Source organism: Bradyrhizobium canariense, from assembly GCF_019402665.1.
GTDB lineage: Bacteria > Pseudomonadota > Alphaproteobacteria > Rhizobiales > Xanthobacteraceae > Bradyrhizobium > Bradyrhizobium canariense.
Genome location: NZ_VSST01000016.1, coordinates 109,057 through 120,709, shown reverse-complemented (window position 1 = coordinate 120,709; position 11,653 = coordinate 109,057). Strand labels below are relative to the sequence as shown.

14 protein-coding genes are annotated in these 11,653 nt (G+C 63.8%); 10 read left to right on the top strand and 4 right to left on the bottom strand.

The window, feature by feature from the left end; genetic code table 11:
* Window positions 1-387: 387 nt before the first annotated feature.
* The 4 genes from FXB41_RS08740 to FXB41_RS08725 form a co-directional block, all read right to left on the bottom strand.
* A complete protein-coding gene (locus tag FXB41_RS08740) occupies window positions 388-1,023 on the bottom strand; it encodes a MarR family winged helix-turn-helix transcriptional regulator (RefSeq protein WP_007595918.1) in 636 nt (211 codons plus the stop codon).
* Window positions 1,024-1,862: 839 nt separating this feature from the next.
* On the bottom strand, window positions 1,863-3,188 hold the full coding sequence (gene fliI / locus FXB41_RS08735; protein WP_007595917.1) for a flagellar protein export ATPase FliI: 1,326 nt from the start codon (window positions 3,186-3,188) through the stop codon (window positions 1,863-1,865).
* 36 nt (window positions 3,189-3,224) lie between these two features.
* On the bottom strand, window positions 3,225-3,953 hold the full coding sequence (gene flgF / locus FXB41_RS08730) for a flagellar basal-body rod protein FlgF (protein WP_007595915.1): 729 nt from the start codon (window positions 3,951-3,953) through the stop codon (window positions 3,225-3,227).
* A gap of 3 nt (window positions 3,954-3,956) precedes the next feature.
* Entirely contained in the window at window positions 3,957-4,745 is a 789-nt protein-coding gene (locus FXB41_RS08725) for a DUF1217 domain-containing protein (RefSeq protein WP_219681291.1), read from the bottom strand.
* 142 nt (window positions 4,746-4,887) lie between these two features.
* Here FXB41_RS08725 and motA point away from each other — a divergent pair, with 142 nt between their 5' ends.
* From motA to flgG, 10 genes are all read left to right on the top strand, one after another.
* Window positions 4,888-5,787 carry a flagellar motor stator protein MotA gene (gene motA / locus FXB41_RS08720; protein WP_007595905.1) on the top strand — a complete coding sequence of 300 codons (900 nt, stop codon included), beginning with the start codon at window positions 4,888-4,890 and terminating at the stop codon, window positions 5,785-5,787.
* Window positions 5,784-6,722, top strand: coding sequence for a flagellar motor switch protein FliM (locus FXB41_RS08715; RefSeq protein ID WP_007595903.1), 939 nt, complete (start codon window positions 5,784-5,786; stop codon window positions 6,720-6,722). The genes motA and FXB41_RS08715 overlap by 4 nt, the downstream gene beginning before the upstream one ends.
* Complete coding sequence (locus FXB41_RS08710; RefSeq protein ID WP_219681289.1) at window positions 6,703-7,017, top strand: hypothetical protein; 315 nt, start codon at window positions 6,703-6,705, stop codon at window positions 7,015-7,017. Before FXB41_RS08715 ends, FXB41_RS08710 begins: the two co-directional genes overlap by 20 nt.
* A gap of 76 nt (window positions 7,018-7,093) precedes the next feature.
* On the top strand, window positions 7,094-7,474 hold the full coding sequence (gene fliN / locus FXB41_RS08705) for a flagellar motor switch protein FliN (RefSeq protein ID WP_007595899.1): 381 nt from the start codon (window positions 7,094-7,096) through the stop codon (window positions 7,472-7,474).
* Window positions 7,475-7,476: 2 nt separating this feature from the next.
* Window positions 7,477-8,517, top strand: coding sequence for a flagellar motor switch protein FliG (locus FXB41_RS08700; protein WP_007595897.1), 1,041 nt, complete (start codon window positions 7,477-7,479; stop codon window positions 8,515-8,517).
* Between the two features lie 13 nt (window positions 8,518-8,530).
* Window positions 8,531-9,616, top strand: coding sequence for a flagellar biosynthesis protein FlhB (gene flhB, locus FXB41_RS08695; protein WP_007595896.1), 1,086 nt, complete (start codon window positions 8,531-8,533; stop codon window positions 9,614-9,616).
* A gap of 85 nt (window positions 9,617-9,701) precedes the next feature.
* Entirely contained in the window at window positions 9,702-10,082 is a 381-nt protein-coding gene (flgB, locus tag FXB41_RS08690; protein WP_007595895.1) for a flagellar basal body rod protein FlgB, read from the top strand.
* Between the two features lie 11 nt (window positions 10,083-10,093).
* Window positions 10,094-10,510: a flagellar basal body rod protein FlgC gene (gene flgC, locus FXB41_RS08685; RefSeq protein WP_007595894.1), complete on the top strand. Its 417-nt coding sequence runs from the start codon at window positions 10,094-10,096 to the stop codon at window positions 10,508-10,510.
* A 2-nt stretch (window positions 10,511-10,512) separates the two neighbouring features.
* Window positions 10,513-10,842, top strand: a complete 330-nt coding sequence (gene fliE / locus FXB41_RS08680) for a flagellar hook-basal body complex protein FliE (RefSeq protein WP_219681287.1) — start codon at window positions 10,513-10,515, stop codon at window positions 10,840-10,842.
* Window positions 10,843-10,857: 15 nt separating this feature from the next.
* On the top strand, window positions 10,858-11,646 hold the full coding sequence (flgG, locus tag FXB41_RS08675; protein ID WP_007595892.1) for a flagellar basal-body rod protein FlgG: 789 nt from the start codon (window positions 10,858-10,860) through the stop codon (window positions 11,644-11,646).
* Window positions 11,647-11,653 lie beyond the last annotated feature (7 nt).

Here is an 11,653-nt window from a genome sequence, read left to right as displayed (position 1 = left end):
AACGCGCCGCGAGGACGCGAAGCCGTGTCTGCGGCTACACACTCCCTGTCATCGCCCGGCTTGACCGGGCGATCAGTATTCCGAGACAGTTTATGACTGAACCGAGAAGCCGCGGCGCACTGGATTCCCCGCTTTCGTGGGAATGACAGTGGTGCTGGGAGGACGAAGCTGCCGCCTCATACGTCGTCATTGCGAGCGCAGCGAAGCAATCCAGTCTGCCGCCGCGGAGGGATTCTGGAATGCTTCCGCCTTCGCTAAAGCTTCGGCGGACACGTCGCTGCGCTCGCAATGACGGTTTGACGGAGTGTGCGCCACATTTCGTTCTCGCCAACGCTGCGCAATCTTCCGCAAGTAGCGCAGAATCCGCGCGCGGAAATAACGCGTGCCTTACCCTTGGTTCGCGACGCGCGCGCGGTCGAGGTGCTCCTCGATCTTGGGACGGTCGCGGGTGCGCTCGAAACTGGTGCAGAGCAGTTCGGTCTCCTCCAGCGAAACCGGCGCGCGATACAGCCGGCACATGAATTCGGCCGTTGCGCGTCCCTTGCCGGTACCCGGCCCGCGTTCGGCGAGAAACATGCAGTCTCGGCAGATGCTGGCATCGAGCCGCTGATGCGCCGCGTCGAGGTGATTGAGGATCTCGCGCAGCGAATCGCGCAGCCTGACGCACTCGTCGGGTCCGAGCGCGGTGACCGCGTTCAGCACGTGATTGATCGGATCGTGCTGGCTCAGGCACTTCTCGCCCTGCGCAGTGACGTGCAGCACGACAGAACGCTTGTCTTCGTGCGACGGCTTTCGCACCAGGAAGGATTTGCCCTCCAGCGTCTTCACGATCTGCGATGCAGTGGCCCTGGTGGCGCCGATGAAGCCGGCCAGCGCGGACGGCGTGCGCGAAAACCTGTTGGCGCGGCCGAGGAAGCGCAGCGCCATCCATTCTCGATCGCGCAACCCATGCTGATTGCCTTCGAAATACCAAGCCCTCGCCGCCTGAACCAGCAGCTCCACGGCTTCTCTTGCCAATGGCATGAATTCCTACCTTGCCCCGGGAAAAACGTTTGCGGCGCCCCGGAGCCGCCTTCGATCGTTGCGCACCAGCCGTTCGCGAGAAGCTGCAGCACCGGCAATGTCCGATACATGCACCGTGCTCTTCTCTCGCATGAAGGCACGGACTGCCCGGGGCCCGACCCGGACCGATGGGCATTGCAAGCTATGGCGCGGGAAGCGGTGTTGCTGATGGTATGCCATTCGCGGCGTCGTCGCACGGGAGCCCGAGTAGCCGTCGCCAGCAGACGATGGATCGGAGTAGTTCAACCGAAGCCCCTAAGGTTCAAGTCACACGCAGACGTTTCTTATCTTCGACGAAACGATGAATGAGCTTCTCAACAAAATCAAGTAGAGACCCTCTCGGAGACTGGATGTCGTCGCAGGCGAATGTAACGTTCAAGACAATCTCGCGCTTCGGGACACATGATGGTGAACGCAATACGCTGTCCCACCAGCAACATGCACGCGACTATGCGACAGTTTTATTGCACGGCCCATTGTTGGCAGTCGTTGATGCAAGTTGATCGAAGCTTGTGCACGACGACGATGTGCCTCGGCATGTCATCCACAACTTGTGCGTTCTGCCAAGAATTGTCCGAGGGAACTCACAGGAAGTACACGCGGCGGTTGTCCGGGCCGGAGGATGGAGTCGCATTCGGCGCGGCTACCTCACCCGAACGGTGGAGAAGATCACGGCCGAAACCGGAGACGGTCGCGCAGGCGCATGCGCTGTAAGCGTGGCGGCATGCGCAATCGCCTGTCGAAAACAACGAGCAAGGTGCGATCGCGGGCGCCTCGCGGCCGACCCAAGTTGAGACTTGCTAGTCGCCCTTGAGCATATCCCGCAGTTCGCGAAACGGATCGGCGCTTGGCGCAGCCGAGGCGTCCTGCCTCATCGCGCCGTAGATTCTCGGAACCATGTCGACCGCCTGATCGAGCCCCGAATCACGTCCCGTTTGGTATCCGCCCATCAGGCGAAGGTCGCGCGTGTCCTCGTATTTGGCGATCATGGCGCGCAGCTTGCTCACCAATTCGCGCTCTTCGGGATCCCAGACGTTATGGGCGAGGCGGGAGACCGAACCCAGAACGTCCACCGCCGGGTAGCGCGCCTGGTCGGCGATGTGCCTGGAGAGCACGATGTGTCCATCGAGTGTGCTGCGGATGGTATCGGCGATCGGCTCGTTGTGATCGTCGCCGTCCACCAGCACGGAGAAAATCCCGGTGATCGTCCCGGACCCCTCCTCGCCGGGGCCGGCGCGCTCCAGAAGGCGCGGCAGATCGGTGAAGACGGTGGGTGCGTAGCCGCGTGCGACCGCGGGCTCGCCGGCGGCGAGCGCAACTTCACGGGCGGCGTGGGCGAAGCGGGTGATCGAATCGACCATGAGCAGGACCGATTCGCCGCGGTCGCGGAAATATTCGGCGACCGCCATGGCCGTCTTCGGCGCCAGTCGTCGCATCATCGGGCTCTCGTCTCCCGTCGACACGATCGTGACGGCGCGGTGACGATCGGCGCCCAGCACGTCCTCGATGAACTCGCGCACCTCGCGGCCGCGCTCGCCGACCAGCGCCAGCACGACGGTGTCGAAGCCCTGACTGCGGGCGAGCATCGCAAGTAGCGTCGATTTACCGACGCCGGAACCGGCAAAGATGCCGACGCGCTGGCCGGCGCAGATCGGGGCGAACAGGTCGATGACGCGTACGCCGGTGCGCAGCGGCTTGTGGACTCGTGCGCGCTTCATGGCCGAAGGCGCCTCCGCCTCGGCCGAGACCGGACGCGACCCGGGGGTGAGAGGGCCCTGTCCGTCCAGCGGCGCTCCGAGCGCGTTGATGACGCGGCCCTTCCAGCTCGGATCTGGCGCGAAGGACAACGGGGGCATCCGGTAGGCGACCGAGCCGAGGCCGCCGGCGAACTGCCGGTCGAACGGCTTGGCGATGATGCCTTCGCTGTCGATCCGCACCACCTCGCCGATCTGGGGCTTGCCGCCGGAGTTGACGCCGATCAGTTCGCCGAGCCTGACGAAGCGCGACAGGCCGGAGACGCGGAAATGTGTCGACGCGATCTCGGAGATCGCGCCGCTGACGCTTGCCAGGGGAGTGCTCTGCTGAAGCTCCAGCAGCGCCCACTCAAGTTGCCGAAGAGCGTTCAAGGAAACCGTCCAACCTCATTGCGCGCGGAGCGCAGTCTATTTGCCGGGTTCGCCCAGCGTCCGGATTGCGTTCTGGAGCGAGCTCTCGGTGCCCTCGATCATCGAATTGGTGCCGTCGAAGGCGCGCGAGGCCGCGATCAGCTTCGTCAATTCCATCATCGGATTGGCGCCGGAGCCCTCGACATAGCCCTGCTTGAAGCCGTCGCGGGAGAAGTCGGCGATGGCTGTCGCAGGCCGGTTGGGCGTGACGCCCGAATTGCCGTAGCGGTCGAGATTGGCGTCGGCGGGAATGTTGAACAGGCCGATGGTGCCGATTTCGTTGTTGTCCTGGGTGATCGCGCCGCTGCGCGCGATCGAGACCGGTCCGCCGTTCGGATCGAGGGTGATCTGCGCGCCGCCGGAATCGATGACCGGGAAGCCGGACACGGTCTGAAGGTCGCCGTTGGCGGCGATCTGGAGGCGGCCGTCGCGCGTATAGACCGTGCCGTTCGGACCGGCGAAGGCGATCCAGCCCTGTCCGACCACGGCGACGTCGAGCGGGTTGCCGCTCTCGGTGATGCTGCCCATCTCGCGCGAGATGATGTTGTCGCCGGGCGAGGAAAAGGCGACCGGGTTCGCGCCCGCCTTGGACAGCACCGTCTCGAACTTCACCACGTCGGTGCGGAACGCCGCCGTGTTGACGTTGGCGACGTTGTTGGCGATCGTCTGGAGGCGCTTTTCGAGGGCGACCTGCGCCGACAATCCTACATAGAGGGCCGATTGCATGACTTACCTGTTGAACTTGATGTTCTGAAGTGTCGTGAGCACGTTGCTATCCATGCTGATCGACGGTGCGGCGCCGCCGATCAGGACCAGCGCCGGGTTGGTCGAGGTGTCGCTCTGGGCCTGGGTCGCATCCCACATCGCCGCGAAGCGCTGCACGAATTTGGTGACCTTGGCCGGGTCCTGGAAATCGGTGAGCTTGATCTTGCTGGTGATCATCTTGGCCTGGGCATCGATATCAGCCGAGCTGATCGTCGATGGCAGCCCGAGCGCCGTCTGGACCACTTGCGTCATCGCCTTGTCCGCGAGGATCTGGTAGGAATTGGTGATCGTGGAGGCCTTGCGCGTGAAATAGAGCGCCAGCCGCAGGCCCTCGTTCTGGTCGCCCGCCTTCTCCTCCATCGTCTGCGTGACGTATTGGGTCGCGGTGCCGGTCGTGGCCGCGGCGGTTTGGGTCGCCTTGTCGCCGAGGGCGGCGAAATTGAAGGCGGCGGCGAATTGCCGATAGCGGGTGTCGGTCAGCTTGTTGGCGAAGGTCTTGTTGTCGGCGATACCCTCGGTCAGCACCTTGCGCATGAACGCCTTGGCGTAGGTCATGTCGCTGAGGCCATATGCCTTCATCGCGTAGGAATAGAGGCGATAGTCCTTCAGGAAGTCGTCGATGGTCTTCACGTTGCCGATGTGGCTGAGGAAGTAATCGGTATCGCGGCTGACATCCGGCTGCGTCGCGACCTGTGTCAGCGACTTGCCCATGTCCTTGGTCAGTCTGGTGTAGTCCGCGATGGTGGATAGCATGACCCGCGCCCCTCTGGCCGCTCTCGCGACGTCGTCCCAAGCTGCCGTGAATCGCTTGCGCGAGGCTGGCGAGGGGGAAGCCAGCCTCGCGCAAGGCTCGCCGACTAGATATTCCCGATGGGATCGGTGATGGAGCGGCGCGTTGGGCAGTTTCGTGGGGATCGTCATCACGGTAGCGGCACTGCTGGGCGGATTCGCCGCCATGGGCGGGCATCTGGGCGTGCTCATGCAGCCGTGGGAGTTCGTGATCATCATGGGCACCGCGGCCGGCACCTTCATCATGGCCAATCCCTGGAAGACGGTCGCGGATACCGGGCTTGCCTGCGTGCAGGCAGTGACGGGGGCGGTGCCCGGCCAGCGCTACTATCTCGATCTGCTCGGCGCGCTGCACGCGCTGATGCGGGAGCTGCGGGGCAAGGGCCGCAACGAGGTCGAGGCGCATATCGACGATCCCGCGTCCTCCGAGATCTTCAAGGCGTTCCCGAGCGTGCTCGGAGATCCGTCGCTGCTCCAGTTTATCTGCGATTACGTCCGTCTCATCATCATGGGTAATGCGCGAACGCACGAGATCGAAGCGCTGATGGACGAGGAGATCCACACCATCGTGAAGAGCAAGCTGGCGCCCTATCACGCGCTGGTGGTGGTCTCGGAAGCTCTGCCTGCGCTCGGCATCGTCGCCGCGGTGCTCGGCGTCATCAAGGCCATGGGCGCACTCGACCAGTCGCCGAAGCTGCTGGGCGGCTTCATCGGCGCCGCCCTCGTCGGCACTTTCGCCGGCATTTTCCTGTCCTACGGCATCATTTCGCCCTTCGCGATGAAGGTGAAGATGACGCGCGAAAAGCGTTGCCGGCCCTACATCATCGTCAAGCAGACGCTGCTGGCGTTCATGAACGGCGCCATGCCGCAGATCGCCGTCGAGCACGGCCGCAAGATGATCGCGAGCCCCGAGCGGCCCTCGATCGACGTCGTCGAGAACGAGACGATCGCGGGGCCCAAGCCGGTCGTGACCGAGGTTGAACCGAAGGCTGCGCGCGCATCATGATGGAAGCCCTCGACGTCGATCAGCGCAAGCCGCTGCCGAACTATCTGCTGGACGCCGCCGGCATCTCGATCGAGCGCATGCCGATGCTCAATGTGATCTTCGATCGCATGGCGGCATCGTGCACGGACAGCCTGCAGCCGATGGCTGGAACGCCATGCTATTTCTCGGTCAACGGCATCACCAACGACCGTGTCGGCGACATCGTCAAGGACTACGAGGCCAACGCGGTTGCGGCCGTGCTATATGCCGAGCAGTGGGACTCCCGCATCATCATCATGCTCGACCGCGACTTCGTGTTCACGATGGTCGAGGCGATGTTCGGCTCCGATGGCGCCGAACCGCCGCTCGACGTCGAGCGCAGCTTCTCGAACATCGAGATCCGCCTGGTCCAGGCGCTGTTCGAGCGGTTCGCCAAGGCGCTGCAATCCGCTTTCGCCGGCACCTCCAACGTCACCTTCCGCGTCGAGCGGGTCGAGACCGCCATGGCGTCGCTGGCGATCGGGCGCAGCGGCAACATGTCGATCTGCGCGAACATCATGCTGCAGGCGCTCTACCGCGGCGGTCAGATGTTCCTCATCATTCCGCACTCCGCGCTCAACCCGCTCAGGCAGAAGCTTGCGACCGTCGTCGTCAGCGACGGCCGCGCGGCCGATCCGCGCTGGCGCGAGCAGATGGAGACCGAGGTTCACCGCACCGAGGTGACGCTGAGTGCCGTGCTGGACGAGAAGATGATTTCGCTCGGCGACGTCGTGAAGTTCCAGGTCGGGCAGGTGCTCGAGCTCGAAGCCACGCCGCGCACGCTGGCCCGGCTCGAGAGCAACAACCAGGTGCTGTTCTGGTGTCAGATCGGCCAGCTTGATGGCTATTACGCCATGCAGGTGGCAGATCCCGTCGATCAGAAACGGGAGTTCGTCGATGATATCCTATCTCGTTGATGCCGTGCTACTGATCGCGCTCGCCTTCACCAGCATGCGGGTGACCCGGATGCATCGTGAGCTGGCGCGGCTGCGCAGCTACCAGGGCGAGTTCTCGACGATCGTCCAGGAGACGGCGGGCACCTTCGACACGGTCATCACCGCGGCGCATGATTCTACCGCAAATCTCGGGCGGCTCGCCAACGTGCTGAGCACGAAGATCGATCAGGCCCACGAGGCGATCGCGGCGCTCGATGCGAGGAGTGGGCTCGGATCCGCGGCGACCGCGGGCGGCGCCGACGTGAACAAGCATTGAAGCCGAAACCGGCGGAATAAATACGGTCGGAACGTCGCGGCGCTCCGGGAGTGGAAATACCAAGAGGCGATACCAGATGGCGCAATCCTTCGATTATGAGTCAGCATCGGCGTCCGACGAGGGGCATACCGAGACATCTCCGCTGGAGCGGCTGGCGGAGATCGCCGCGCGCACTGCGGAGGAGACCGGCAAGTTCGCCAATGTCGATGCCATTCTGCGCATTCCCGTGACCATGCAGGTGGTGCTGGGATCGGCCACCATTCCGGTGGCAAATCTGATGAAGCTCGGCCGCGGCGCGGTGGTTCCGCTCGACCATCGGGTCGGCGAACCCGTCGACGTCGTCGTCAACGGCCGCGTCGTCGCCCGCGGCGAGGTGGTCGTGGTCGAAGAAGACAATTCCCGCTTCGGCGTCTCGCTCACCGAAATTGTCGGGCCGTTGGGACAGGGTGATACCTGACCATGGCGGCACAGGTCGGCATGGCTCCCATCAAGCAGCGAGGCGTTGCCACGCTGGGCGGGACGGAGAAGGTCGCGGCACTCCTGCTCGCCATGGGCCGGCAGGCGGCCGCGAGCGTGCTCGCGCAGTTCGAGCCGCAGGATATCCGCACCGTTACAAAGGCCGCGGCCGAGCTGCGGCCGATCACGGCGCAGGAACTCGAAGCGATCGTCGAGGAGTTCGCCCAGCAATTCTCGATGGGCGCCAACATTCTCGGCACCCTCGGCGGCCTGGAAGCCGTGCTCGGCGACGTGCTTCCGGCCGACCAGGTCTCGGCCATCATGTCGGACCTGCTCGGCAATTCGAGCCGGTCCGTGTGGGACCGCGTCTCGTCGGTGTCGGAAAACTCGCTGGCAAGCTACCTGTCCAAGGAGCATCCGCAGACCGCGGCGCTCATCCTGTCCAAGGTCAAGCCGTCCTGCGCCGCCAAGGTCATGAGCCAGCTGCCGTCGAGCCTGCGCAACGAGCTGATGCGGCGCGTGCTCAGCCTCAAGCCGATCGTCGACGACGCCCTGAGGGTCCTCGAGAAGACGCTGCATGAGGATTTGACGCTGAACTTCGCCCGCAACCTCGGCGCGGACACTTATGCCCGCGTCGCCGACATCATCAACAAGATGGAGCGCGGACACATCGAGGACATGCTCAAGAGCCTGTCGGAGAAGCGGCCGAAGTCGGCCGAAGTGCTGAAGGAGCTGCTCTTCACCTTCGACGACGTGACCAACCTGACGCCGAAGGCGCGCACCATGATCTTCGACCAGGTGCCGACCGATCGCATCGTCATCGCGCTGAAGGGCACCGACAAGCACTTCCGCGAGATGATCCTGTCCTCGGTCGCCTCGCGCGTCCGCCGGGTCGTCGAGCACGAACTCGCCATTGGCGAACCGTCGAACCAGCGCGATGTGCTGGAGGCGCGGCGCGTGATCACCGACCTCGCGCTCGACCTCGCGGAAAAGGGCGAAATCGAGCTCAACCCCGAGCAGGAGGATGAGCTGGTCTTCCGCTGACCGCTGAACCGGCATGGCAGAAACAACCGATCAGGAGAGCAAGACAGAAGAGCCGACCGAGAAGAAAGTCCGCGATGCGCTCGAACAGGGCAAAATCCCGGTCTCTCGGGAGGCTTCCATCTTCGCCTCGATGGCCGCGCTGATGGTGATCCAGATGTTTCTGATCGGTCAGGGCGTGCAGCAATTGACGCCGATGCTGACGGGCTTTCTCGATGATCCCGACGGTTTCCCTCTCAGCACCGGGGCCGACGCCCTCAATCTTCTTACCGTGGTAGGCCTTCAGGCATTGCGATTCCTGGTGCCGCTAGTCGTCACTCTGTCGGTGTTCGGGCTGGCAGCGTCGCTGTTGCAAAATGCTCCCAGCCTGGTGCTCCAGCGCATCACGCCGGACCTTTCGCGAATCTCGCCGCTCAGCGGCTGGAGCCGGCTGTTTGGATCGCAGGGCCTTGTCGAGTTCGCCAAGTCGCTGTTCAAGCTCGCCGCGGTGACTATCGTCGTCGTGTTCGTTCTGCGCTCGTCGGAAGCGAAGGCGTTCGAGGCGATGTACACTGATCCGGTCGCGCTGCCGGAGATGATTCTCAATATCGCCATGCGAATCGTCTCGGCGATCTGCATCGCGACCATCGTCCTGGTCGCGGTCGATCTCGCCTGGGCGCGCTTCCACTGGCGGCGCGAGCTGCGCATGACGCGGCAGGAGATCAAGGACGAGCACAAGCAGGCCGAAGGCGATCCGCTGATCAAGGCGCGCCTGCGCTCGCTGGCGCGCGACCGCTCGCGCCAGCGCATGATCGCCTCCGCATCGCGCGCGACGTTGGTGATCGCGAACCCGACGCACTTCGCGATCGCGCTGCGCTACAATCGCGAAGAAAATCCGGCCCCGATCGTCGTGGCGAAGGGCATGGACGTGATTGCGCTGAAGATCCGCGAAGTCGCCGAGCAGAACCGAATTCCGGTGATCGAGAACAAGGCGCTGGCGCGCGCGCTCTACGAGGCGGTTCAGGTCGACCAGGTGATTCCGGCGGAGTTCTTCCGGCCGGTCGCCGAGATCATCTACTTCCTGCAGTCCAAGCAGACGCCGCGGTCCGAGAAGGTCCAGTAGAATTCCGAGGACGGCGTCTGTTCCATCAGCCTGACGAAAGCTTGCGACCCTAAGGTTACACCGTCTGAACCAGAATGGTGCTGCCGTGGGACCGCTCTATCTCTTCGAACTCGCATCGTCGCAGGCGCGATACCTCGAGCTCCGCCAATCGACGATCGCCACCAACGTCGCCAACGCCAACACGCCGGGCTTCAAGGCGCGCGACGTCGAACCCTTCAACAAGGTGCTCGACGGCATGCCGGTGAGACTGGCGACCACGTCGCCGTCGCACCTGCAGCTCTCCCCAGGCGAGAGCGACACGCGGGCGACCGCGAAGAAGGACAGCTGGGACGTGGTTCACTCCGGCAATTCCGTCAGTCTCGAGCAGGAAATGATCAAGGGCAGCGACGTCAGTCGCGACTACTCGATGAACTCGGCTATCGTGCGGTCGTTTCACCGCATGCTGCTGTCGAGCGCGAAGACCTGAGGTGAACTGACATGCTGGACTCACTGCAATCCTCGTTGACGGTCGCGAGCTCCGGGCTCGAAGCGCAGTCGACGCGCATGCGCATCGTCTCGGAGAACCTCGCCAACGCGACGTCGACGGGGCGTGCCGCCGGCGCCGATCCCTATCAACGCAAGACGATCACCTTCGATGCCGCGATGGACCGCGCCTCGGGCGCGCAGCTGGCGAAGGTCAAGGAAATCGGCGTCGACACCACGCCGTACCGCGTGGAGTACGAGCCGGGGCATCCCGCTGCCGACAAGGCCGGCTACGTCAAGCTGCCGAACGTCAACATGATGATCGAGATGGCGGACATGCGGGAAGTCAACCGCTCCTATGAAGCCAATCTCCAGGTCGTGAAACAGGTGAGGTCGATGCTGGGCATGACCATCGACCTGCTGAGGAGCTGACAATGCTTGAAGCGATTTCATCGACTGCGATCTCAACTGCGCAGGCGGCAAGCCGCGCGACCGAGACGCAGGCCATCTCGCCGGCGGCCACGCCCGCGATCCAGTCCGGCGGCGACGTCGGATTCGAATCGGTCATGAAGCAGGTGACGACGGACGCGATCGGGACGCTGAAGGCGGGCGAGGCGGCCTCGATCTCGGCGATGCAGGGCAAGGAATCGACGCGGCGCGTCGTGGAGGCACTGATGTCGGCCGAGCAGGCCTTGCAGACGGCGGTCGCAGTTCGCGACAAGGTCGTGCAGGCCTATCAAGAAGTCGTTCGGATGTCGATCTGATCAAGGAGTGACGCTGTGAAATCGCTTGCTATCGCGGCCACGGGCATGAACGCCCAACAGACCAACATCGAAGTCATCGCGAACAACATCGCCAACATCAACTCGACGTCGTACAAGCGGGCGCGTGCCGAGTTCACCGATCTGTTCTACCAGATGGACCGCATGCAGGGCGTTGCCAACACCAGCGGCTCCTCGCCGATTCCGGAAGGCGCCAATCTTGGGCTCGGCGTCAAATCGGCGGCGATCCGCAAGCTGCACATCCAGGGCGCGCTCACGCAGACCGGCAATCCCTACGACATGGCGATCAACGGCCGCGGCTGGTTTCAGGTGCTCGGCCCGAACAACGAGGTGCAGTATACCCGTGCCGGCTCGTTCAACACCAATGCCAACAGCCAGCTCGTCACGACCGACGGCTATCTGCTGGATCCCGCCATCACGGTGCCGCAGGGAACGGTCCAGGTCACGGTCAACCAGACCGGACAGGTGTTTGCCAAGCTGGATACGGAAGTGAACCCGAGGCAGATCGGCCAGCTCAACCTCGCCAATTTCGCCAACGAGGCCGGCCTCGAACCGCTGGGCAGCAATCTCTATCGCGAAACCACGGCGTCCGGCACGCCGGTCGTCGGGCTGCCCGGCGATTCCGGCTACGGCAAGATCAACCAGCAATATCTCGAAGCCTCGAACGTCGACCCGGTCAAGGAAATCACCGAGTTGATCTCTGCCCAGCGTGCCTACGAAATGAATGCCAAGGTCATCCAGGCCTCGGATGAAATGGCCCAGACGGTCTCGAAGGGCATGCGCTAGTTCCGGT